Here is a 21,902-nt window from a genome sequence, read left to right as displayed (position 1 = left end):
GCTCAGGCCAAGATCACCAGTGCGGCCCAACCCAACACGATCGCGGCCAGGGCGAGCGCCAGCACCCAGGTGGGCACCGTGTACTCGCCGCGGCGGTTTCGCTCGATCTCGGCACGAATCTTCTGGCGGCGGCGCTCGGTCCAGCTCTGCTTCTCGGAGCCGGAACCGCCCGGTTGGCTTGACATCATGGCGTGATCAGCCTACCCGGCGGCCGCCGGAGAGGCTGACCCGCGCCCATCGCGCTCACATGCTGGCGATCAGCCGCTCCACCCGCTCGTCGTACGCCCGGAAGGGGTCCTTGCACAACACGGTGCGCTGCGCCTGGTCGTTGAGCTTCAAGTGCACCCAGTCGACGGTGAAGTCCCGCCGCTTCTCCTGGGCATGCCGGATGAACTCGCCCCGCAGCCGCGCCCGAGTGGTCTGCGGCGGCGTCTCCTTCGCCTCGAAGATCTCCGGGTCGGTCGCCGCCCGGTCCACCTGGCCCCGCCGCTCCAGCAAGCCATACAGGCCCCGGCCGCGCCGGAGGTCGTGATAGGCGAGATCCATCTGCGCCACCCGCGGATGCGACAGCGGCAACTCGTGCTTGCGTTGATAACGCTCGATCAAACGCAGCTTGGTCACCCAGTCGATCTCCCGGGCCACCGGCTCCAGATCACCCGTCTCCACCGCCCGCAACACCCGACCCCAGAGCTCCACCACCCGCTTCGCCGTCTGATCGCCGCCGCGCCGCTCGACGAACTCCGTGGCCTTCGCCAGATACTCCTGCTGGACCTCCAGCGCGCTGATCTCCTTTCCGGAAGCCAACCGCACCTTCCGCCGTCCGGTGATGTCGTGCGACACCTCTCGGATCGCGCGGATCGGGTTCTCCAGCGTCAGGTCCCGCATCACCACCCCGGACTCGATCATCCGGAGCACAATGTCCGCGGCGCCCACCTTCAACATGGTGGTGACCTCGTTCATGTTCGAGTCGCCGACGATCACGTGCAGTCGGCGGTACCGCTCCGCGTCCGCATGCGGCTCGTCCCGGGTGTTGATGATCGGCCGACTCCGGGTGGTCGCCGACGAGACCCCCTCCCAGATGTGCTCGGCCCGCTGCGACAGGCAGTAGACAGCCCCCCGCGGCGTCTGGAGCACCTTCCCCGCGCCACAGATCAACTGCCGGGTGACCAGGAACGGGATCAACACATCCGCCAACCGGCCAAACTCGCCGTGCCGGGAGACGAGAAAGTTCTCGTGGCACCCGTACGAGTTCCCGGCCGAATCGGTGTTGTTCTTGAACAGGTAGATCTCACCCGCGATGCCCTCGTCGTGCAGCCGCTTCTCCGCATCGACGAGCAGTCCCTCCAGAATCCGCTCGCCGGCGCGATCGTGCGCCACCAGATCGGCCACCGAGTCACACTCCGGCGTCGCGTACTCCGGGTGCGAGCCGACATCCAGGTATAGGCGGGCGCCGTTGCGCAGGAAGACATTGCTCGATCGGCCCCACGACACCACCCGCCGGAACAGGTACCGCGCGACCTCGTCGGGGGACAGCCGGCGCTGCCCACGATAGGTACAGGTGACGCCGTACTCGGTCTCGAGGCCGAAGATTCGCCGCTCCATGATGAGACACTAGCCGCACAAGGCGACATCTGGGCAGTGCTCACCACACCCGTCCCAGCTGGCTCGTGGCCGACTGCGGCCCGCGCCGCACCGGCCCCGGGTACGGTGCAAGCCGTGAGGATCCTCGTCACCGGTGGGGCCGGCTTCATCGGTTCGGCCTATGTGCGCCGCCTACTCCACGGCACCGAGCCGGTTCCACGGCCAGACCGGGTAACCGTGCTCGACTCGTTCACCTACGCCGGCACCAGCGGCAGCCTCGCCCCCGTCCGGGACGACCCCCGCCTGCACGTCGTCCGCGGCGACGTACGCGACGTGAAGCTGGTGGACAGCACCGTCGCGGGACACGATGTCATCGTCCACTTCGCCGCCGAATCCCATGTGGACCGCTCGATCGACAGCGCCGCCCCGTTCATCAGCACCAACGTGGGCGGCACCGGTGTCCTGCTCGACGCCGCCTTACGGCACCGCACCGGACGGTTCCTCCACGTCTCCACCGACGAGGTGTACGGCTCCATCGACCAGGGCTCGTGGCTCCCCTCTGCGCCACTGAGCCCCAGCTCCCCGTACTCGGCCAGTAAAGCCGCCGCCGACCTGCTCGCCCTCTCCTACCACCGCACCCACGGGCTCGACGTGATCATCACCCGAGGCGCCAACAACTACGGTCCCTACCAGCACCCCGAGAAGCTGATCCCGCGCTTCGCCACCAACCTTATCGATGGACACACCCTGCCGCTGTACGGTGACGGCGGTGACATCCGGGACTGGCTACACGTGGACGACCACTGCCGCGGCATCGCACTGGCACAGCGGGACGGCCAGGCCGGGATGGTGTACCACCTCGGCGGGGGCACTGCCCTGACCAACCGGGAACTGACCAGCGCGCTGCTCGCCGCGTTCAACGTCGGTTGGGACCGGGTGACACCGGTAACCGACCGAAAGGGCCACGACCGCCGGTACGCCCTCGACATCACCGCAACAAAGCGCGATCTCGGCTGGGAACCCACCGTCGACTTCGATCAGGGTCTGGCCGCCACCATCACCTGGTACCGGGAGAACCGGGCCTGGTGGGAGCCGCTGATCAAGGCGTGACCGGCCTGAATTTCAGTGGCCCTGCCGGGCCTAGGAGTCGGGGCGTTCCGCCGCCTCGGTCGAGTCGGCCGCCGCGGTCGAGGCTTCCGCTGATGCTGCCGTGGCCTCGCCATCGTCGAGCAGTGCGGCCAACGCCGCGCCGGTAACCCGCCGGAAGGTCCGGCCGACCCGGCCACGGTCCAGGATGGCGACCTCCAACTGGTCGGCTGCGATCGTGCGAGCGGCCCCGCCCTCACCGCCAACGCTGCCCAGGGCCTGCACCGCCACCTTGACCGCGTCGCCCAGCGACATGTCCGGACGGTGGTGCGACTTCAGCACTCCCGCGATCGCCTCGGCCTGACCACCCATCGCCATTCGGCCGGGTTCATCGTTGACCGACCCGTCATAGGTCAACCGGTACAGCTCGTCGTCCGCCGCGGTCGCGCCGACCTGGGCGACGCAGATCTCCACCTCGAACGGCTTGGACTGCTCGGTGAAGATCGCACCGAGCGTCTGCGCGAACGCGTTGGCGAGCGCCCGCCCGGTCACGTCCCGCCGGTCGTAGCTCAGACCGTTCAGGTCCGCCATCCGCACACCCGCACGTCGCAGGTTCTCGAACTCGTTGTATCGGCCCACGGCGGCGAAGCCGATCCGGTCGTAGATCTCACCAACCTTGTGCAGGGCGCTGGAGAGATTCTCCGCGACGAAGAGCACCCCGCCGGCGTAGCTCAGGACCACCGCGCTGCGCCCCCGGGCAATGCCCTTGCGGGCCAGCTCGGAGCGGTCGCGCATGATCTGCTCGGGCGAGGCGTAGAACTGCATGGCCACGACAGAAGTTCTCCTTACGGCGCTGTGCTGGTCACTGGGTCGGGTGGGGGAGGCTCAGCCGCCGGGATTCTCCATCCGGCCGGCGACCACACTTTCGGCGATCGCCGCCGTCTCTGCCTCGGTGAGGCGGTACGTGCCCTCCGCCGTAGCGGACATCACCACCGGATAGATCCGCCGGGTGAGGTCCGGTCCGCCGGTCGCGGTGTCGTCGTCAGCCGCGTCGTAGAGGGCCTCCACGGCCAGGCGCACCGCGTCGTCAACGGAGAGCCCGACCCGGAACCGCTTCTTCAGCGCCGCCTTGGCGAACAAGGAGCCGGAGCCGACCGCGTCGTAACCGGTCTCCTCGTAGGGACCGCCGGTCACGTCGAAGCTGAAGATCCGACCGGCCTTCGCCGGATCCGTTGCGGCCAGGTCGAAGCCGGCGAAGAGCGGGACCACCGCGAGCCCCTGCATCGCCGCGCCGAGATTGCCCCGAACCATCGCGGCCAACCGGTTCGCCTTACCGTCGAGCGAGAGCATCGCACCCTCGATCTTCTCGTAGTGCTCCAGCTCGACCCGGAAGAGTCGGATCAACTCGACCCCGATTCCGGCGGCACCCGCCATGCCCACCAGCGAGTGTGCATCCGCCGGATACACCTTCTCGATGTCCCGCTGGGCGATCAGGTTGCCCATGGTGGCGCGACGGTCGCCCGCCAGCACGACCCCACCGGCAGCGGCGATGGCGACGATGGTGGTGGCGTGCGGCGTCAGGTCCGTGGCCATCCCGGGCGGCAGCGGCCGTCGTCCGGGCAGCAACTCCGGCGCCGCCTTACTCAGGAACGCGGAGAAGGAGGACGTCCCCGTGCTGGTGAACAGATCCGGAAGACGCCCGGATGGGTCGAAAGCCGCTGCCACGTGGTTCCTCTCAGGTACGTGATCGTCCTGGTCGGTCTGCCCGGACCTCTCCGGAACCAGCCAGGACCACCGTTGGTTAAAGCAGGGTATCCCGCACCCTTCCGGCGCGGTGATCGTGTCCAGGTGGTGGCGAATCCCGCCCCGACTCCTACTCCCCACCCTTCTGCACGTAGCCCCGGACGAACTCCTCGGCGTTCTCCTCAAGGACGGAGTCGATCTCGTCGAGCAGGTCGTCCACGTCCTCGGTGATCTCGGCGTGTCGCTCGGCGGCTTCCGCGCTCGCCTCCGTCGTGACGTCCTCGATCTCCTCGTTCTGCGGGGACCGGCCGGTCTGCGACTGCCCACCGCTGTCACGGCTCGCCATGGCTGCCTCCTCCACGATCGTCTGCGACGAACTTACCTCGCGCGGACGACGAAATGGCCCGTCGCGCGCCAGTCACGTGCTCCTGGGACACCACGTGGAAGGGCTCAACCACCGGTGAGCGTCTCCAGCAGATCCTTGGCGCTCTCACAGCGGTCGAAGAGGGCACCGACGTGCGCGCGGGTGCCCCGCTCCGGCTCCATCATCGGCACCCGCACCAGCGACTCCCGGCCCACGTCGAAGATGACCGAATCCCAACTCGCCGCAACCACCTCGGAGGCGAACTGGGCGAGGCAGCGGCCCCGGAAGTAGGCCCGGGTGTCCTCCGGCGGCTCGGTCATCGCGACCTGGGCCGCCTCCGCCGGCAGCAGTGTCCGCATCGCGCCCCGCGACACCAACCGGTGGTAGAGCCCCTTATCCGGCCGAACATCGGAGTACTGCAGGTCAACCAGTTGCAGTTTGGATGACCCCCAGCCGAGCTTCTCCCGCTCCCGGTAGCCCTCCAGCAGCCGCAGCTTCGCCACCCAGTCGAGCTCGTCAGCGCAGAGGAAGACGTCCCGGCCCAGCCGGTCCAGCACGCCCTCCCACCGTTCCAACACGTCGGCGGTCTGCTCGTCAACGTCGCTGCCGTACCGGTCGTCCACGAACGAGCGCACCCGCTCGTAGTAGGCCCACTGGACGTCCAACGCCGTGAGCCGCCGCCCGTCCCGCAGCCGCATGAGGTGGCCGAGGGAGGGGTCGTGGCTGACCGCACGCAGCTCACTGACCGGGTCCGCGATGCCGAGATCCGGGACGAGCGCCTTCTCCTCGATCATGGTGAGGATCAGCGCGGTCGTGCCGACCTTGAGATACGTGGAGATCTCCGACAGGTTGGCATCGCCGATGATGACGTGCAGCCGGCGGTACTTGTCGGCATCGGCGTGTGGTTCGTCGCGCGTGTTGATGATGGGCCGCTTGAGCGTGGTCTCCAGCCCCACCTCAACCTCGAAGAAGTCGGCGCGCTGGGAGATCTGGAAGCCCGCCTGCCCACCGTCCTGGCCGAGGCCGACCCGCCCGGCCCCAGCGACGATCTGTCGGGTGACAAAGAACGGAGTCAGAAACGTGACGATGTCGGCGAAGGGGGTCTGTCGCCGCATCAGGTAGTTCTCGTGGGAGCCGTAACTCGCGCCCTTGTTGTCGGTGTTGTTCTTGTACAGATGTATGGGGTGGCTACCGGGGATGGTGGCGGCACGTCGGGCCGCCTCTGCCATCACCCGCTCCCCCGCCTTGTCCCAGCGCACCAGGTCCCACGGAGTGGTCACCTCCGGAGTGGAGTACTCCGGGTGGGCATGGTCCACGTAGAGCCGGGCGCCGTTGGTGAGAATCACGTTGGCCAGGCCGAGATCCTCGTCGGCGAGGGCCTCCGCCGGGTCGTACGCGGCGCCGGAATAGGTGAAGCCACGGGCGTCGCGCAGCGGCGACTCCTCCTCGTAGTCCCAGCGAGCGCGCCCCCCGCGGTTGAGCTCGGGACGCGCCCCGTAGGCGTTGACCACCTGCGAGGAGGTGACCATTGGGTTCGCCCCGGCCTGGCTGGGCACGGAGATGCCGTACTCGACCTCGGTACCCATGATCCGTCTAACGCTCATAAACCTACCCGCTTCACTCGCCCCGACCGATCCCTTCGTCGAGAGTAGTCGGCACCGCACCCGAACGTGACGCGGCGGTGCGAAGCAATTACTCAGCGAAGGTCATGGGCCCGGGTCCAAACCCGACCCGGGCCCATGACCTTCGTCGTCAGAGATACTGGCCGGTGTTACTGGCGGTCTCGATGGACCGGCCCGCATCGGCGCCCTTGCCGCCGGAGACGAGCGTGCGGATGTAGACGATCCGCTCGCCCTTCTTGCCGGAGATGCGCGCCCAGTCGTCGGGGTTGGTGGTGTTGGGTAGGTCCTCGTTCTCCCGGAACTCGTCAACGCAGGCGTCGAGGAGGTGTTGCAGCCGCAGGCCCTTGCGGGCAGAGGTGAGAAACTCCTTGATGGCCATCTTCTTACCCCGGTCCACGATGTTCTGGATCATCGCGCCGGAGTTGAAGTCCTTGAAGTAGAGGACATCCTTGTCGCCGTTGGCGTAGGTGACCTCGAGGAAGCGGTTCTCCTCGGTCTCCGAGTACATCCGCAGGACGACCGCGTCGATCATCGCCGCAACGGTGGCCTGCGGATCGCTGCCGTGCTCGGCCAGGTCGTCCGGGTGCAGGGGTAGCCCGGGGAGGATGTACTTGGAGAAGATGTCCTTCGCCGCCTCGGCATCCGGCCGCTCGATCTTGATCTTGACATCGAGCCGACCCGGTCGCAGGATCGCCGGATCGATCATGTCCTCCCGGTTGGAGGCGCCGATGACGATGACGTTCTCCAGACCTTCCACCCCGTCGATCTCGCTGAGCAGCTGTGGGACGATGGTGTTCTCCACATCCGACGAGACACCGGAGCCGCGGGTACGGAACACCGAGTCCATCTCGTCAAAGAACACGATGACCGGGGTCCCCTCGCCGGCCTTCTCCCGGGCCCGCTGGAAGACCAGCCGGATGTGCCGCTCGGTCTCGCCGACGTACTTGTTGAGCAGCTCCGGGCCCTTGATGTTGAGGAAGTAGCTGGTGTGCTTCTCCTCGCCACGCCGCTCGGCGATCTTCTTCGCCAGCGAGTTCGCCACCGCCTTGGCGATCAGGGTCTTACCACACCCCGGCGGCCCGTAGAGCAGGATGCCCTTCGGTGGCCGAAGCTGGTGCTCCCGGAACAGGTCAGCGTGCAGGAACGGCAGCTCCACCGCGTCGCGAATCTGCTCGATCTGCGCGTGGAGACCGCCGATGTCGGTGTAGTCGACATCCGGCACCTCCTCCAGGACCAGCTCCTCGACCTCGCTCTTCGGAATCCGCTCATAGGCGTACGCCGAGCGAGGCTCGATCATGAGGGAGTCACCCGCCCGAATCGGGGCATTGATCAGCGTCTCCGCGAGGTGCACGACGCGCTCCTCGTCGGAGTGGGAGACCACGAGGGCACGGTCGCCGGGAGCGCCGTCCGGCCCGGCGAGCACCTCCTTGAGCATGACCACCTCACCGGCCCGCTCATAACCGAACGCGTCAACGATGTTGAGCGCATCGTTGAGCAGGACCTCCTGCCCCCGGCGCAGCTCGGCGACCTCCAGGGACGGTGAGACGGCTACCCGGAGCTTGCGGCCACCGGTGAACACATCCACCGTGCCATCGTCGTGTCGCGCCAGGAAGACGCCGTAGCCGCTCGGCGGCTGGGCGAGCCGGTCGATCTCCTCCTTGAGCGTCACGATCTGCGCTCGCGCCTCCTTGAGAGTGCTCACGAGCCGCTCATTGTTCTCAGTCAGCCGCCCCAGCTGAGCCTGGGCAGCCGCCAGCCGCTCTTCGAGCTGCCGGACCTGTCGGGGGCTTTCGGTCAACTTGCGCCGCACCAGAGCGAGTTCCTCTTGCAGGAACGCGACCTGCGTGGAGAGATCGTGGGCCTCCTTCTCCCACCGTGCGGCGCGCGAGTCCGCGTCGTCGCTGCGTGCCACGTCCCACCTCCCCGGGGGGCTTGAACGTTCTGCCCTAACACTAACCGCTATGAGGCCGATTCGGTCCCATGCAACACCCTCGTCACCGAACCTTGATCGCCCCGGGTGGGCTCGGGAACCCGTCCGACGGTTCGGGTACCGTCAAGGCGTACGACGGACGAACCTGGGGGAACCGTGATCGAGGTCGCGACGGACCAGCTACAGGTCTGGGTGGACCAGGACCTGTGCACGGGCGATGGGCTCTGCGTCCAGTACGCGCCAGAGGTCTTCGAGTTCGACATCGACGGACTCGCCTACGTCAAAGGACCGGACGGCGAGCTGGTACAGGCCCCGGGCGGTCGGGTGGAGGTGCCGGAACACCTCCGACTTGAGGTGATCGACTCGGCGAAGGAGTGCCCGGGCGAGTGCATCCATGTGCTCCGCGGCGGCGACGGCACGCCAGTCGCCGGTCCAGAGGCCGAGGACTGACCGCCACCGCCGAGGACTGACCGCCACCGCCGGAAGTGGCGCTGCCACACCCGAGCGGCTCCCGCCGAACGCGTGGCGGTCAGTCCTCAGCCGAGTGGCCCCTCCTCAACGCAGTGGCCGACCGACGGCCGAGGCGACCAACCGGGCGAACTCCTCAAGGCGGGCGATCTGCCCGGCGCCGCCGTCATCGAGGGTCTTGCCGAAGCGCAACGCGTCATGCCGGAGCGAACCAACCCCTTCCTCCCCCGACGGCGCCTCGTCCAGCGACCTCAACAACAGGTAGACATCGATGCCGTCCACCCGCACGGTGCCGTCGTCAACGCGGGTGAGCCGCCGCCGACACCCCACCTCGGTGACCGAGGAGACCGGCACCACCCGCAGCGAGGAGGTCATCGAGCCAGGTGGGCCCTCTCCGGGCGGGATGTCCTCGCCGTGCCAGAGGACCAGGCGGCTGCCATCACAGATGACCACCTCCTGCCAGACTCCGTTGACCTCGTTGACGAACCGCTCCAGAGTGAAGCCGAGCACGGAGGCACCGCGCAGCACACCGCCGAGCGCCTCCAGAGCCACATCCGGGTCGCGCAGGTAGGCGCGCGTCGCGGACTCGAGGTCCCGATACGGCGACCAGTCCGGAAACACCGCGGGCACGTCGCCGCCGCCCAGGCCCGGCCGTTTCATTCCGCCTCCCCGCACCACCGGTCCACGCCGGTCGGCCGCTGTCGCGTCATTCCCCGCTGTCCTGCTCGACCGTCATGACCGTCATCCCTCCTCCACCGAGCCGGCCTGGGCGGCCGCCGCCTCCCGCAGCACCGCCCGGCGCTGCGCGTACGCCTCCATACCCTTGCTGGGCTTACGACGACGAGGTGGGGCGGTAACACCCGGGGCGAGCTTACGCGCAGACACCAGGAACGCGGTGTGCGCGATCATCCGATGGTCGGGCCGGACGGCCAGCCCCTCCGCGTGCCAGTCCCGGACCAGCGACTCCCAGGCCCGCGGCTCCGTCCAGCCACCCCGCTCCCGCAGCGCCTCCACCAGCTCGGACAGCTGCGGGGTGGTGGCGACGTACCCAATCAGCACCCCGCCGGGCACCAGGGCCCGCTCGACCATGTCGAGCTGCTCCCAGGGCGTGAGCATGTCCAGGATGATCCGGTCGAAACCGGTCTCCGGGTTCGCCGCCACGTCCCCGACCCGCAGCCGCCAGGCCGGGTGCGGGCCGCCGAAGAACGCCTCGACGTTACGTCGGGCGATCTGCGCGAAGTCGTCGCGCGCCTCCCACGAGTGCAGCTCTCCAGTAGGGCCGACGGCACGCAGGAGGGAACAGCTCAACGCACCGGACCCGGCCCCCGCCTCCAGCACCCGCGCGCCGGGGAAGACGTCGCCCATCGCGACGATCTGAGCCGAGTCCTTCGGATAGATCACCTGGGCGCCGCGCGGCATCGACAGGACATAGTCGGCGAGCAGCGGGCGCAGGGCCAGGAACGCCGTACCGCCGCCGGCGGTGCTGACGACGCTGCCGTCGGGCTGACCGATCAGCGCGTCGTGGTGCAGGATGCCGCGATGGGTGTGGAACTCCTTGCCCGGCTCGAGGGTAACTGTGTGCATTCGCCCCTTCGGGTCGGTCAACTGCACCCGGTCACCGGGTTGAAAGGGCCCCCGGCGCGCGGGAGGCGGTGCGGGGACGTGCTGGTCGGGCGCGTCGGAGGGCGGTGCAGTCACGTGTTCATCTCCGGTGGGGTTCGAGCAGCTGAGCAAGATCCGCGAGGTACAGGATGCCGACGGTATCTTCGCCTGAGGTCACCACGTACTGTGCGCCCGGGTGGCGCCGCACGGTCTCCATCACCTGCTCGCCATCGAGGTCGACCGGCACGGTCGGCACCTCGGCCAACGGCCGGGCCACCGCGTCCACCGGCAACCAGGGCCGGCGGTTGACCGCGACCGCCGCGGCGGCAGCCGGGTTGACCAGGGCGTGTGGGCAGCCCGCGGAGTCGGTGACCAGCAGCGCGGCCGGTGGGTTGGCTCCGGCCGCGCGCCGCTGCGCCTCGGCCAGCGGGGTGCCGGTCGCAACGACGCAGACCGGGCGGGCCAGCCGGGAGAGATCAATCAGCGGAAGCCGGCGGGTGATCCGGGCCAGCCGAATGGACTGCCCGGCACCCCGCCAGAGGGTGACCGCGACCAGCAGCATCAGCGGCATCGCGAGCAGCACCGGCGGCGTCGGCGGACGGGTCAGGGCTAGCACGACGGCGCCCCCGCCCGTACCGAGGGCGACAACCCGACCGACCCAGCCCGCGACCTCGGTGGCCCGGTGCCGGTCCCGGGTGGCGGCCCAGATGGCGGCCCGCAGCGCGCGACCGCCGTCGAGCGGCAGCCCGGGCAGCGCGTTGAACACCGCGACCACCACGTTGCTCACCGCGAGCTGGAAGGCGAGCTGGTGCGCCAGGGTGCGCTCGGGGAGCGCCAGGGTGACGGTGACCGCCGCGGCGCCCAGTACCGCGGAGACCGCCGGCCCGGCGAGGGATACCAGCAGATCAGCCCGGGGAGTCGGGGCATCTCGGTCCATCTCGGTGTAGCCACCGAGCAGCTCCAGGGTGATGCCCCGGACCCCGATCCCGAATCGGCGGGCGGTGAGGGCATGACCGAGCTCGTGCAGCAGCACCGACCCGAGTAGGGAGACCACGAAGCCGAGGCCGATCAGGTAGCCACCGGCCGGAGAGAGCGCAAGCTCCCGACGGGCGAACTCGGCGTACAGCACGGTGACGGCCAGGGTGAGCAGCAGCATCGACCAGTCGAGGTGCAGCGGCACCCCGATCACCCGGCCGACCGTTACCCCGGCCGGTCGATGCGGGCCTCGCCTCCTGGACTCCACCGGCCTATGCTACGCGGGAGCCGATCATGCCTTGCAGACGGCGCGGGTCACGCTGTCACCCCGGTGCCCTACCCTTTGCGGTCATGACAGCGGATCCGGTGACAGCCCAGCAGCTCTCGCCCACGGCGGAGGTGCCGGCCACGGTGCGGGCCTCACTGTCCCCCTCGCGGGCGGCCGACTTCAAGACCTGCCCGCTGCTCTACCGGTTCCGCAGCATCGACCGGCTGCCCGAGCAGCCCACCGTGGAGCAGGCCCGGGGCACCCTGGTCCACGCCGTACTGGAGCGGCTGTTCGACCTGCCCCCGCCGGCCGCACCCCGCGGGCCGCCAGCGACCTGGTGGCTCCGCAGTGGGAACGGCTGGTCACCGAGCAGCCGGAACTGGCCGCCCTGTTCACCGACGACGCCGAGGCCCGGTCAACGTTCCTACACTCGGCCGCGGGGCTGCTCCAGGGCTACTTCGCGGTGGAGGATCCACGCCGCCTGGAGCCGGCCGAGCGGGAAAGTCTGATCTCCGCGGTGGTCGACGAGGAGCTGCTGATCCGGGGCTACCTGGACCGGCTGGACGTGGCGCCGGACGGCGCACTGCGGGTGGTCGACTACAAGACCGGCGGTGCACCGCGGGAGGCGTTCGAGGCGCGGGCACTGTTCCAGCTCAAGTTCTACGCCCTGGTGTTGTGGCGTACCCGCGGCGTGGTACCGCGGGTGCTGCGGCTGCTCTATCTGAAAGATGTCGAGGTCTGCGACTACACCCCGGACGCCGACGAACTGGTGCGATTCGAGCGCACGGTGGTAGCGCTCTGGCGGGCGATCGAGGCCGCCACCGCCGCCCAGGACTTCCGCCCACGGCCAAGCCGGCTCTGTGACTGGTGCAGCCACCAGCGGCTGTGTCCGAGTTTCGGGGGCACGCCGCCGCCGTTCCCGGTGGGCCCGAATCCGGCCGACTCGCTCCGTGACTCGCGATCCCAGCCGACGCCGCCGGGCACCGACGGGTGAGTGGGCACCACGCGGGCACCGGCCCGCGGCGGCGGCCGGTGCGGATCCTGATCGTCGCCGGCCAGCCACTGTTGCGCACCGGCTACCGCACGACACCCGGGGCCGGGTCGGCCTCGCCGTTGTGGCCGAGGCCGGCACCGACGGCGAGGCGGTGGAGTTGGCTCGCCGGCTGCTGCCGCGCCCCGCGGACGCCCCGTCGCAGCCGCTCGACCAGCTGACCGGGCGGGAGCGGGAGGTGCTGATCCAGGTCGCCCGGGAGCGGTCCAGCGCGGAGATCGCCCCGGCACGTCGGTCAGCGAGACCACGGTGCAGGCACGTCGGTCATGTCCTGACCAAGCTCTGGCTCCGCGACCGGTGCGGGCGATGGTGCTGGCGTCCGACTCCGGGCTGACCCGGTCCCCGACTGCCCGCCCTTCGCCGGAGGTTGTCCCGCTCACCTACCGTGACCAACAAACGGGCAACGGGGCTGACCGTCACTGGACATCACCGTGCGGGGTCGGTCCCGATGTGGGTCGGGTCCCGGCTCGAATCCACCGGGGGCTCAGGGGCAACCCTGAAGGGCGATCGGGGGTACCCGCAGCACAAAATCCGCCGCGGCTCCGTCCCAAGTCGGAGGGATACGGGCCGGGGAACACCCATGATGGGACTGCCGCGCCGGCCGAGGGGGGCGGCGCGGACCGAACGACGAGAGGGAGAAGACGTGACCGCGACGGTAGGCCGTCAGGCGCAGGCCGCGGCCCGCGCGAGCGAGGTGTGGAAGGTGTACGGCAGCGGGGAGGCACAGGTGATCGCGCTTCGCGGGGTCACCTGTGAGTTCGAGCAGAGCCGATTTACCGCGATCATGGGTCCATCCGGGTCGGGCAAATCAACGTTGATGCACTGCCTCGCCGGGCTGGACTCCGTGACCCGGGGCACGGTCTCGATCGGCGAGACCACGGTCACCGGCCTGGGGGATGCCGGTCTGACCAAGCTACGCCGCGAGCAGGTCGGTTTCATCTTCCAACAGTTCAACCTGCTGCCGACGTTGACCGCAAAGGAAAACATCCTGCTGCCGCTGTCGATCGCGGGGCGTAAGCCGGACCCTGCCTGGTTCGACACGGTGATCGAGACCGTCGGCCTGCGGGAGCGGCTGGGGCACCGGCCGGCGCAGCTCTCCGGTGGGCAGCAGCAGCGGGTGGCGTGCGCGCGGGCACTGGTCAGCCGCCCACAGGTGATCTTCGCGGACGAGCCGACCGGCAACCTCGACTCCCGGGCCGGGGCGGAGGTGCTGAAGTTCCTCCGCAACTCGGTGCGGGAGCACGGGCAGACCATCGTCATGGTCACCCATGATCCAACCGCCGCAGCCTACGCCGACCGGGTGGTCTTCCTCGCCGACGGACAGATCGTCTCCGAGCTCATCGAGCCGACGGCGGAGACCGTGCTGGACACGATGAAGAAGCTCGACACCCAGGTCGAGGTGGGCGACTGATGTTCCGGGCGACCCTCAAGAGCCTGCTGGCACGCAAGCTCCGGCTGATCCTGTCCGGGTTGGCGGTGGTACTCGGCGTCATGTTCGTCTCGGGCGCGTTCGTGCTCACCGACACCCTCGGCCGTTCCTTCGACGCCGTCTTCGCCGACGCGTACGAAGGGGTGGACGTCAACGTCTCCGCGAAGCCGAGGATGGAGGTGGGCGACTTCGAGGGCGACGCGGTGGCAACGCCGGTGCCGGCCGAGACGGTGGAGCGAATCCGGAACGTTGCCGGGGTGGCCGACGCCACCGGCATCGTGGCCGCCGACGGCGCACGCCTGATCGGCAGCAATGGCAAGGTGGTCGCCTCCTTCGGGCCACCCCAAATCGGTGCGAACTGGGTGGGCGTGAGCGATCTCGTGCAGCTGCGCGAGGGCCGGGAGCCGCAGGCAGCTGACGAGATCCTGGTCAATGCCGGGCTGGCCAAGGCCGGCCGGGTCACCGCCGGCGATCGGGTGGGCGTGCTCACGCTCGCGCCGAAGCAGGAGTTCACCATCGTCGGGGTCTTCGGCTACAGCGGCGGGCGCGACTCCCTCGGTGGCGTCAACGAGATCATGTTCACCACTCCGGTAGCGCAGCAGTTGATGCTCGGCCAGGGCGACGCCTTCACGAACGTCACGGTCACCGCCGCAGACGGCGTCGCCAACGATCGGCTGCGCGACGACATCGCCGCCGCCCTCGGGGCCGACTTCGAGGTGAAGACCGGTGCCGAGCTCTCCGCGGACTCCGCGGCGACCCTGAAAGAGGGCTTGTCCTTCTTCAACCGAATCCTGCTCGGCTTCGCCGCAGTGGCACTACTGGTCGGCACGTTTCTGATCATCAACACGTTTTCGATCATCGTGGCGCAGCGCACCCGCGAGTTGGCGCTGATGCGCGCCGTCGGGGCGGGCCGCCGCCAGATCATCGGCTCGGTGATCCTGGAGGCGGTGGCGGTCGGCCTGCTGGCCTCCGGCCTCGGCCTCGGCGCCGGCGTCGGCATCGGCGCGCTGTTGGCGTACCTGTTCGGCAACCTCTCCGGCGGGCTGGACCTGGCGGGGATCGCCGTACCTCCGGCGGCGGTTATCGGGGCGTTCGGGGTCGGCCTGATCATCACGGTGGTGGCGGCGCTGCTGCCCGCGCTGCGGGCGTCCCGAATCCCGCCGATCGCGGCGATGCAGGATGTCGCGACGCCGGACCGGCCGCTGACCAAGGTCACGGTGGCCGGCGCGGCAGTGACCTCGACCGGCGCCACGCTGCTCTTCCTGGGCCTCGGCGGGCACGCCGGCGGCAACACCCTGATCACCATCCTCGGCGGTGTGCTCTTCGCCTTCATCGGGGTGGCGCTGTTGACCCCGCTGATCAGCCGACCGGTGGTCGGTCTACTCGGCGGGATCTTCTCCTGGTGGATGCCGGGCAAACTGGGCCGGCTCAACTCCGGACGAAACCCGCGTCGTACGGCGATCACGGCGGCCGCACTGATGGTCGGCATCGCCCTGGTCACCGGAGTCACCGTCATCCTGGATTCCGCCAAGAGCAGCATCAGCGGCCTGGCCCAGGACACGATCAAAGCCGAGTTGGTGATCGCCGGCGCGCAGACCGGGTCCCGACCGCCGACCTTCGACCCGGCGGTGCTGGAAAAGACCGCGGCGCTGCCCGAGGTGGCGCTGGTCGGCGGAACATACGGCGATCTGGCCCAGGTCGGCGACGAGCGCACCTGGGTGGGCGCCAACAGCGACGTGTCGACGCTGACGCAGATCTTCGGCGCGCGGGCCACCGCCGGGGACATCAGTCGACTCGGGCCGGATCAGATGCTGGTCAGCTCGGATGTGGCGACCTCGCGCGGACTCTCCGTCGGCTCCACCATGCCGGTGCGGTTGGCCCGCGCCGAGGCGAAGACCTACACCGTCAGCGGGATCTACGAAGCCGGTGAGTTCCTCGATCCGATCACTCTGCCGGCCACCGCGGCGCAGGGCTTCACCATCCCCCAGCCGATGATGGGCTTCATCCAGCTCACGCCCGATGCCCAGGCCGCTGACGTGCTGCCCCGGGTGGAGACGCTCCTGGCGGACAGCCCGGAGGTGTCGGTAGCCGACCGGGACGCGTTCATCGAGCAGCAGACCTCCCAGCTCGACGGCTTGTTGCGAATGATCCAGATCCTGCTGCTGTTGGCCATCGTGATCGCGGTGCTCGGCATCATCAACACCCTGGCCCTGTCGGTCCTCGAACGCACCCGGGAGCTCGGGCTACTCCGCGCGGTTGGCCTCGGCCGGGCGCAGACCATGGGCATGATCACTGTAGAGGCGGTAGTGATCTCGGTGTTCGGTGCGCTGCTCGGCATCGCCGTCGGCTCGGGCCTCGGCGCGGCCGTCGTCGAGGCGCTGCGCGACGAGGGCATCACCGACCTGGTGTTGCCCTGGGCAGACATGGGGACGATGGTCGGCCTCGGCGCGCTCGTCGGGGTCCTCGCTGCGGTGATTCCCGCAGTCCGCGCCGCGCGCATCGATGTCCTGGGCGCTATCGCCCACGACTGAGCCAGCTCGGAAGGGCCCCGAGGACCGGGGCCCTTCCGCACGCTGGGGGAAGGTCGCCGGAGCGGCCGCGCGCTACCGAGCGCCGAAAGCGGCGTCCGGCAGGCGGTCCCCAAGCAGCGCCGCGAGGAGCTCCAGGTCTGCCGCGGCCAGGCTCGCCAGTTGGTGCACGTCGGCGCAGGGCTCGACCGGTACCTCCGCCGGGACCGCGAGGACCGCCGCCCCCGCAGCAAGGGCACTCGCCACCCCGGTCGGGGAGTCCTCGATCGCCACACAGCGACCGATCGGCACACCGAGCAGCCGAGCCGCGGTCAGGTAGGGCATCGGGTGCGGTTTGGCCGCATCCACCTCATCCCCGCACACCACCGCGTCGAAGCTGTCCCGCCCCAGGGTGTCGAGGGCAACCTCCACCAGCGCCCGAGCGCTGGAGGTGACCAGGGCCGTCGGAATCCGCGCGGCACGGACGGCGCGCAGCAGGGTCAGCGCGCCCGGCCGCCATTGCAGCCCGTCGCGGAACAACTCCAGGATCCGGGCGTTGATCCACGCGGCACTGGCCAGCAGGTCGCGCTCCGGCTGGCCCAGGTCTTCGTGGAGGAGTTGCATCGAGGCCGCCATGCTCGTTCCGATCATGGCCTGGCGGGTGGTCGCGGAGAGCACGCCACCATAGGTGGCTGCCAGCTCGTGCAGCGCGATGTCCCACAGCTTCTCGCTGTCCACCAGGGTACCGTCCATGTCGAAGAGGACGGCGGCAGGATGTTGGGCGCTCAGGGTGGGCCTCCTCCGGGTTCGCAGTACCACCGATGCTGCCAGCCGCTGACCCCGCCGCAACACCGATCCTGCGGGCCAGTGACCTTCGCCGCTGGCCGGCCGGGCAGGGCGCACCGCCTTCGGCGGCGAAGCAATCGACCATGCGCCAGCACCGGTGCGTTGACACCGCAAGGAGCTTCCTTCCGGTACCGCCAAGCTGCGCCACGGATCGTTATTGCGTACATGGCCCTTCACTCAGCTCTTCGGGTAGCCCTGCCGTGACCACGGAGAATCAGCGGGGATTGCCGCGGACCGGATCGGGTCGTCCGATACCACGGGGTCCGGTGGTGGCGGTGAGTACGCTGATCACCTTCATCGCTGGGCTCAACATCGCCCTGATGGTGATCGCGATGCCAACGATCCGCACCGCGCTCGAGTTGGATTCGAGTACCCAGCAATGGCTGGTCTCGGCGTTCTATCTGGCGATCGGCCTGGTGCTGGTGCCCGCGGGCCGGTTCGGTGACGTACACGGCCGGCGCGACATCTTCGTCACCGGCGTGGTGGCGTTCGTTGTGGCGAGCGCAACCGCGGCGTTGGCCACACACGAGGCGTGGCTGATCGCCGCCCGACTTGTTCAGGGCGCGGGCATCGGGCTCGCACTCGCCCAGGTGTTCGGGACAATCCAGCGAATATTCTCCCCCCGGGAACGGGGACTTCCCTTCGGAGCGGTCGCCGCCGGGATCAACGTCGCCCGGCTGATCGGTCCGATACTCGGCGGCGGGTTGATCGCCCTCGGCGGTGCCGAGTGGGGCTGGCGGTGGGCCTTTCTGGTCAACGTGCCCATCGGGATCGTCATCGCGGTTCTCGGATGGCGATTGCTCCCCGTCGCGGAGCGGGCCGAGCGGCCACGGATGGACCTGGTGGGCGCCGTCCTGCTGATGGTCGGGCTGGGCTTGGTGTGGCTGATCCAGGGTGAGCAGATGCCGGGTTGGTTGACCTGGACGCTCCTGGCCACGGCGGTGGCGGTGCTGGTTGGGTTCGTCCGCTGGGAGACACGATACGCCCGGCACGGTGAACCGATGTTCAACATGAGGCTGTTCCGGTTCCGCTCCTTCTCGGCGGGAGTCGTCATCGCCATCTGCTACACCGCCGGCTACGACGGCATCTACTACCTGATGTCGGAATATCTCCAACACGGACTCGGGCATGACGAGTTGGTGACCGGGATCGCGCTCACCCCACTGGCCCTGGGAGCCGCCATCAGTGCGGTGATCGCCGGGTCCAAGGCGGGGCGGCTCGGCAAACCGCTGGTGGTTTCCGGCCTGCTCCTCGCGGCAGTGGGGCTCACCGCCCTGCTCGTCGCCGACGTCTTTCTTCCCGACCCGGACTCCCCGCACGCGGCCACGTTGCCGCTGCTCCTGGTCGGGCTGGGCGGCGGGCTGATCACCTCGGGGGTGGCCGGCGGCCTGGTGATCGCCCCGAACCTGACCGTTGCCCTCACTCCCGTGCCACAGACCCAGGGCGGAAGCGCTGGCGGGATGCTTCAGGCGGGGCAGGCATTCGGTGGCGGTCTGGGAGTTGGTCTTGTCGGCACGGCCCTCTTCGCGAGCCTCGACCGGACCGGCGACTGGTTGACCGCCTTCCGCATCCCGGCGCTGGTCATCGTCGGGCTCTTCGCCATCGCCCTGATAGCAGCCCTGATCAATCTCTTCTCGCCCGACCGGTCCGCTGCGTCCGGATGACGACGGAGACCCTGCACCACCAGTACCGCGCCGGCGTCGCCGGCCAAAGCAGCGAGAGCTCCGCATGCCTGCGCCGCCACGTTCAGGACGTACCGGCCGTAGTCGGTATGCGCCAGCTCCGCGCCGAGAGCGTGACCGGCCTCACGCGTCTGCCACCGCTAGACCGGAGACCTGGCAGACAAGAGTTCCAGCCGACCGATGGCTACCCGGCCGGAGTCTGGCCGGCGGCGCTCCGGCAGCGCTCACTCCCGGGCTCGGGCCGTCCCGGGCTCAGGCCGGCTGTCGCTCCCCCATCTGTCGGCTCCGCGCCGTCCGCACCGGCCGCGTCACCTGCTTCGACACGCACGACGGCATCCCCGCCATCGCCTCCGACGCCATCCGTCGGTACGTGCTCGGAGGCACCCCCACCAGTTCGGTGAACCGGGTACTGAACGTCCCCAGCGAGGAGGACCCGACCGCGAAACAGACCTCTGTGACGGTCATGTCGCCCCGTCGCAGCAACGCCATCGCCCGCTCCACCCGTCGGGTCAACAGGTACGCGTACGGCGACTCACCGTAAGCAAGGCGGAATTCACGGCTGAGATGCCCGGCCGACATGTTCACCCCGCGGGCTAACGCCTGTACGTCCAGCGGCTGCGCGTACTCCCGGTCGATGCGGTCCCGCACCTGCCGCAGCCGCGCGAGATGGCGCAGGCGGAATCGGACGTCGTTCCCCTCCGGGTTCGGCTGCCGCGCACGCACGTATGCAATTCTGCAGAGTCTCCGCAGCCTCGTCCAGCCGTTCGCCGACGACTCGCCGGGGCAAGGGGGCATTTCAGGCCTCAAGTGCCCCGGGGGTCAGGCCGCAGGATCGGCACGACCGCTACCCAGAAGTCGCCTTCCAGAGAAATCCGTCCGGATCGGTAAAGTAGCCAGCGTAGACGCCCATCCCAGACTTTACGGCCGGGGTGACGACGCGTCCGCCGGCAGCAGTCACTGCCGACAGCAGGGAGTCGGCCTCGTCCGGCGAGGGCACGATCCGTTCGAAGGCCGCCGCCCGGAAGCCAGCGCGCTCCTCCGTGGTTCCGACATCCTTGGCCAGAACCTTTCCGTCCATGAGGCCCAGCCGGCAGCCGGCCGGACTTGGCTGGAAGTCGATATACTTGCTGCCATAGTCCCGGTCAACCACCATGCCCAGAGCGGCATAGAAAGACTTGGCGGACTTCGTCGCAGCGACGCCGAGGAGGATTCCGACCTCATTCGGCACCGGCGTCTCCTGGGCCGGCCCGGTCGCCTTCGCCTTCGCCGACGTCAGCTTCCATACCGCACCGTCCGGAGCCTGGAAGGCACCGGAGAAACCGGCGAACATGGCCTTCTTCGCAGGCTTGAGCACGTGCGCGCCCTGCCGGGCGGCAGCATCAAGGATGCTCCGCACCTCATCGGGCTGGCTGACAACATAACTGAGGACGTAACCGCGGTAATTCGGTGCTGCGGGCTCCGCGTGCGCCTGCGCCGCCAGCTCCGCAACCGGGCACACGGCGAGCCGGGCCACACCGTGCAGATCCCACTCCACTCGCTCGTCCTGATGACTTACGACGGTTGGCGCGAACACAGACTGGTAGAAGACGTGTGCGGCGTGCACGTCGGTGGTACCGAGCGTGATCATGTCAGGCAGCAACATGCGGGTGATGACCTCCTTGGCAGCAGTGGGCTTGCGATCCACGAGGGAGATGACGCTTCCGCGCGGAGCTCAACCCGCCTGCTGAATCCGGATCAGGTTGCCGGCCGGGTCCCGGAAGGCGCAGTCCCGGACCCCGTAGTCCTGGTCAATCGGCTCCTGCACCACCTCGGCCCCGCTGGCCTGCACCCGCTCGAACACCTCGTCGAGGTTGGAGGCGGCGAGGAGGACACCGGCGTACGTGCCCTTCGCCATCATCTCCTCGATCGTGCGCCGCTCGTCATCCGTGATCCCGGGGTCCGCCGCCGGTGGTTGGAGCACGATCGAGGTCTGCGCCTGACCGACCGGGCCCACCGTGATCCACCGCATCCCGTCGTAACCGACATCGCTTCGAATCTCGAAGCCCAGGACTTCCCGATAGAAGGCGACCGACGCATCCGCGTTATTGTGCGGCAAAAAGCTCGAGTGGATGGTGATGTTCATAGCGCTTACGCTAACGGCCGGCAGTCCCCCGATGCTTCTTGATTCCTGATCCGTTCTCCTGGTTCTCAGCGAGGGCGGGCAGGAACCGGGGCGAAGCCGAACATGGCTTCCGAAGAGTGGTCGCCACACCAGCGCTGGCGGCTGCCTGATGTCTGCCCGGCAATCAATGGCTACCACCGGCTGACGCCGCGGTCCCGTTCCTCCCGCCCGCAGCAGTGTCGCGGCGGACGGCGCGGGTCACCTGCGTGCGGAGGGGCACGCCGCCGCCCGACGAGCAGATGGTGCCGGATCCGGCTCTGGGGCCCACGGTTCGGATGTTCGGCGCCGGAGGGCGCCAACCCCACGTCGAGGACCGGATCGGGGAACCGTACCTGGCGATCGCCGCACCATTGCCCGTGGGCCTTGCCGGAATGTACTCGGCTGGCGCCACACCGACTGGTAGCACCACATCCCCACTGACAACAGTTCGCTCCAGGCCCATCAGGAATCAAGAAGCGGGCGGCTACCCGCCATTCATAGCATGGAGAACATGGAAGTCAGGGTTACGCAGCACTTCCTCGCCGTGGACGACCAGGAGAATCCGTTCACCTTCCCTCGGGGTGGGCCGCGGGTTCGCCCGGACCACA

At 69.0% G+C, this 21,902-nt stretch carries 19 protein-coding genes and 2 pseudogenes; 7 read left to right on the top strand and 14 right to left on the bottom strand.

The features are described from left to right. Positions 1–2: 2 nt before the first annotated feature. Together AC1UKG_RS15035 and pafA are read right to left on the bottom strand one after the other, a co-directional pair. The gene (locus AC1UKG_RS15035; RefSeq protein ID WP_018742554.1) at positions 3–188 is read right to left on the bottom strand and encodes a hypothetical protein; all 186 of its coding nucleotides are present in this window, start codon (positions 186–188) and stop codon (positions 3–5) included. Positions 189–243: 55 nt separating this feature from the next. Further along, positions 244–1,602 carry a Pup--protein ligase gene (gene pafA / locus AC1UKG_RS15030; RefSeq protein WP_018742555.1) on the bottom strand — a complete coding sequence of 453 codons (1,359 nt, stop codon included), beginning with the start codon at positions 1,600–1,602 and terminating at the stop codon, positions 244–246. 114 nt (positions 1,603–1,716) lie between these two features. Here pafA and rfbB point away from each other — a divergent pair, with 114 nt between their 5' ends. Then, on the top strand, positions 1,717–2,691 hold the full coding sequence (gene rfbB, locus AC1UKG_RS15025) for a dTDP-glucose 4,6-dehydratase (protein WP_475888892.1): 975 nt from the start codon (positions 1,717–1,719) through the stop codon (positions 2,689–2,691). Positions 2,692–2,721: 30 nt separating this feature from the next. On the opposite strand, the gene prcA is transcribed toward rfbB, so the two are convergent. From prcA to arc, 5 genes are all read right to left on the bottom strand, one after another. Next, entirely contained in the window at positions 2,722–3,498 is a 777-nt protein-coding gene (gene prcA / locus AC1UKG_RS15020) for a proteasome subunit alpha (protein WP_018742557.1), read from the bottom strand. Positions 3,499–3,552: 54 nt separating this feature from the next. Beyond that, positions 3,553–4,392 carry a proteasome subunit beta gene (gene prcB, locus AC1UKG_RS15015; RefSeq protein WP_018742558.1) on the bottom strand — a complete coding sequence of 280 codons (840 nt, stop codon included), beginning with the start codon at positions 4,390–4,392 and terminating at the stop codon, positions 3,553–3,555. A gap of 148 nt (positions 4,393–4,540) precedes the next feature. Further along, positions 4,541–4,756, bottom strand: a complete 216-nt coding sequence (locus AC1UKG_RS15010; RefSeq protein ID WP_018813509.1) for a ubiquitin-like protein Pup — start codon at positions 4,754–4,756, stop codon at positions 4,541–4,543. Positions 4,757–4,860: 104 nt separating this feature from the next. After that, positions 4,861–6,378 carry a depupylase/deamidase Dop gene (gene dop, locus AC1UKG_RS15005; RefSeq protein WP_033662564.1) on the bottom strand — a complete coding sequence of 506 codons (1,518 nt, stop codon included), beginning with the start codon at positions 6,376–6,378 and terminating at the stop codon, positions 4,861–4,863. Positions 6,379–6,526: 148 nt separating this feature from the next. Beyond that, on the bottom strand, positions 6,527–8,308 hold the full coding sequence (gene arc / locus AC1UKG_RS15000) for a proteasome ATPase (RefSeq protein WP_018742561.1): 1,782 nt from the start codon (positions 8,306–8,308) through the stop codon (positions 6,527–6,529). Between the two features lie 174 nt (positions 8,309–8,482). On the opposite strand from arc, the gene AC1UKG_RS14995 reads away from it, so the two are divergent. Next, positions 8,483–8,776 carry a ferredoxin gene (locus AC1UKG_RS14995; protein WP_018742562.1) on the top strand — a complete coding sequence of 98 codons (294 nt, stop codon included), beginning with the start codon at positions 8,483–8,485 and terminating at the stop codon, positions 8,774–8,776. 105 nt (positions 8,777–8,881) lie between these two features. On the opposite strand, the gene AC1UKG_RS14990 is transcribed toward AC1UKG_RS14995, so the two are convergent. The 3 genes from AC1UKG_RS14990 to AC1UKG_RS14980 all read right to left on the bottom strand — a co-directional run bounded on the left by AC1UKG_RS14990 (position 8,882) and on the right by AC1UKG_RS14980 (position 11,552). Continuing rightward, on the bottom strand, positions 8,882–9,454 hold the full coding sequence (locus tag AC1UKG_RS14990; RefSeq protein WP_018742563.1) for a hypothetical protein: 573 nt from the start codon (positions 9,452–9,454) through the stop codon (positions 8,882–8,884). 81 nt (positions 9,455–9,535) lie between these two features. Further along, complete coding sequence (locus AC1UKG_RS14985) at positions 9,536–10,492, bottom strand: tRNA (adenine-N1)-methyltransferase (RefSeq protein WP_026271172.1); 957 nt, start codon at positions 10,490–10,492, stop codon at positions 9,536–9,538. A 4-nt stretch (positions 10,493–10,496) separates the two neighbouring features. Further along, the gene (locus tag AC1UKG_RS14980) at positions 10,497–11,552 is read right to left on the bottom strand and encodes a site-2 protease family protein (protein WP_482642545.1); all 1,056 of its coding nucleotides are present in this window, start codon (positions 11,550–11,552) and stop codon (positions 10,497–10,499) included. A 170-nt stretch (positions 11,553–11,722) separates the two neighbouring features. Between AC1UKG_RS14980 and AC1UKG_RS14975 the strand changes: the two are divergent. The 4 genes and pseudogenes from AC1UKG_RS14975 to AC1UKG_RS14960 all read left to right on the top strand — a co-directional run bounded on the left by AC1UKG_RS14975 (position 11,723) and on the right by AC1UKG_RS14960 (position 16,650). Continuing rightward, a pseudogene (locus AC1UKG_RS14975) lies at positions 11,723–12,633 on the top strand (RecB family exonuclease). After that, positions 12,630–13,029 (top strand): annotated as a pseudogene (locus tag AC1UKG_RS14970) (response regulator transcription factor); the annotation flags it as partial. The pseudogenes AC1UKG_RS14975 and AC1UKG_RS14970, both read left to right, overlap by 4 nt. Positions 13,030–13,333: 304 nt before the next feature. Next, complete coding sequence (locus AC1UKG_RS14965) at positions 13,334–14,101, top strand: ABC transporter ATP-binding protein (RefSeq protein ID WP_018742567.1); 768 nt, start codon at positions 13,334–13,336, stop codon at positions 14,099–14,101. Next, positions 14,101–16,650 (top strand): FtsX-like permease family protein, encoded by a 2,550-nt coding sequence (locus AC1UKG_RS14960; RefSeq protein WP_475888887.1) that lies wholly within the window; start codon positions 14,101–14,103, stop codon positions 16,648–16,650. Before AC1UKG_RS14965 ends, AC1UKG_RS14960 begins: the two co-directional genes overlap by 1 nt. A gap of 72 nt (positions 16,651–16,722) precedes the next feature. Here AC1UKG_RS14960 and AC1UKG_RS14955 read toward each other — a convergent pair whose 3' ends face one another. Continuing rightward, the gene (locus AC1UKG_RS14955; protein ID WP_482642544.1) at positions 16,723–17,415 is read right to left on the bottom strand and encodes an HAD family hydrolase; all 693 of its coding nucleotides are present in this window, start codon (positions 17,413–17,415) and stop codon (positions 16,723–16,725) included. Between the two features lie 308 nt (positions 17,416–17,723). Between AC1UKG_RS14955 and AC1UKG_RS14950 the strand changes: the two genes are divergently transcribed. Beyond that, positions 17,724–19,136: an MFS transporter gene (locus AC1UKG_RS14950; protein WP_482642543.1), complete on the top strand. Its 1,413-nt coding sequence runs from the start codon at positions 17,724–17,726 to the stop codon at positions 19,134–19,136. A gap of 270 nt (positions 19,137–19,406) precedes the next feature. Here AC1UKG_RS14950 and AC1UKG_RS14945 read toward each other — a convergent pair whose 3' ends face one another. The 3 genes from AC1UKG_RS14945 to AC1UKG_RS14935 all read right to left on the bottom strand — a co-directional run bounded on the left by AC1UKG_RS14945 (position 19,407) and on the right by AC1UKG_RS14935 (position 21,276). Beyond that, a complete protein-coding gene (locus tag AC1UKG_RS14945; RefSeq protein ID WP_018742571.1) occupies positions 19,407–19,877 on the bottom strand; it encodes a helix-turn-helix domain-containing protein in 471 nt (156 codons plus the stop codon). 121 nt (positions 19,878–19,998) lie between these two features. Then, positions 19,999–20,796 carry a VOC family protein gene (locus AC1UKG_RS14940; protein ID WP_033669169.1) on the bottom strand — a complete coding sequence of 266 codons (798 nt, stop codon included), beginning with the start codon at positions 20,794–20,796 and terminating at the stop codon, positions 19,999–20,001. A 69-nt stretch (positions 20,797–20,865) separates the two neighbouring features. Further along, a complete protein-coding gene (locus AC1UKG_RS14935) occupies positions 20,866–21,276 on the bottom strand; it encodes a VOC family protein (protein WP_018742573.1) in 411 nt (136 codons plus the stop codon). Between the last annotated feature and the right edge of the window lie 626 nt (positions 21,277–21,902).

The organism is Salinispora sp. CH2A1_6 (assembly GCF_056820975.1).
This window is presented reverse-complemented; position numbering and strand designations above follow the sequence as displayed.

Bases quoted from the DNA above. Each gene is read 5' to 3' on its own strand.
- AC1UKG_RS14980 (WP_482642545.1), bottom strand. From the start codon at position 11,552: ATGCTGCTGCTCACCCTGGCCGTCACCGTGCTGTACGCCGAGTTCGCC.
- AC1UKG_RS15010 (WP_018813509.1), bottom strand. From the start codon at position 4,756: ATGGCGAGCCGTGACAGCGGTGGGCAGTCGCAGACCGGCCGGTCCCCG.
- AC1UKG_RS14935 (WP_018742573.1), bottom strand. From the start codon at position 21,276: ATGAACATCACCATCCACTCGAGCTTTTTGCCGCACAATAACGCGGAT.
- AC1UKG_RS14940 (WP_033669169.1), bottom strand. From the start codon at position 20,796: ATGTTGCTGCCTGACATGATCACGCTCGGTACCACCGACGTGCACGCC.
- dop (WP_033662564.1), bottom strand. From the start codon at position 6,378: ATGAGCGTTAGACGGATCATGGGTACCGAGGTCGAGTACGGCATCTCC.
- AC1UKG_RS14990 (WP_018742563.1), bottom strand. From the start codon at position 9,454: ATGAAACGGCCGGGCCTGGGCGGCGGCGACGTGCCCGCGGTGTTTCCG.
- AC1UKG_RS15035 (WP_018742554.1), bottom strand. From the start codon at position 188: ATGATGTCAAGCCAACCGGGCGGTTCCGGCTCCGAGAAGCAGAGCTGG.
- AC1UKG_RS14960 (WP_475888887.1), top strand. From the start codon at position 14,101: ATGTTCCGGGCGACCCTCAAGAGCCTGCTGGCACGCAAGCTCCGGCTG.
- pafA (WP_018742555.1), bottom strand. From the start codon at position 1,602: ATGGAGCGGCGAATCTTCGGCCTCGAGACCGAGTACGGCGTCACCTGT.